The sequence below is a fragment of the Vibrio sp. 2132-1 genome, from assembly GCF_033344315.1.
This window is the reverse complement of sequence record NZ_JAWPON010000561.1, coordinates 1-602: the sequence shown is the minus strand read 5'-3', so window position 1 is coordinate 602 and position 602 is coordinate 1. Positions and strand designations below refer to the sequence as shown.

Annotated in this window: 1 protein-coding gene; it reads right to left on the bottom strand. The window is 48.2% G+C overall.

Translation table 11 applies throughout. The annotated features are described in order from the left end of the window. Window positions 1–602: di-heme oxidoredictase family protein (locus R8N47_RS26645; protein ID WP_318186290.1), on the bottom strand; the 602-nt coding region annotated here is incomplete at both ends.

Below are 602 nucleotides of genomic sequence, written 5' to 3'. Positions count from 1 at the left end.
CACCACCATGCCAAAGCACCGCTTCCATCAAGTTACGTGCTCGACCATCATGTAAGAAATACGTGTGACCGTTCACTTCTTCTGTGTAACCAATCCCCCAAAGTGGTGGCGTACGCCATTCACTGCCATTGGCAAGATATTCAGGTCGATGATCAGCAAGGCCCTCTCCCATGTCATGCAACAGCAGATCGGTATACGGGTGGATAAGTTGCTCTGAAAGCGCAGGCCGGTCTGCTCGTTTTGTCGTTTTTACACTGGTTTTATGACAGCTTTCGCACCCCGAAGCAGCAAAGATCTTTTGGCCAAGCTGGACATCAGGATCATTCACATTTCGACGAATCGGCACGGCTAAGTGTTGGCTGTAAAACTCTACGAAGTCGAGTATGTTTTGGCTTACTTCTGGCTTGCCGCCATTTGGCAACTCCTCACAAAGGGATTGCTTCGCCGTGCAATTTTCATTCGGAAACAAGTGACTTGTTAGACCAACATCACCATTAAACGCGGCCGCATTTTGCTGCATCAACGTTGGTTGTCCTGCTTTCCATCCAAAACGGCCAATCGAAAAGTCTCCTTTTTCGATGTCCCAAACTTTATTCACCTTG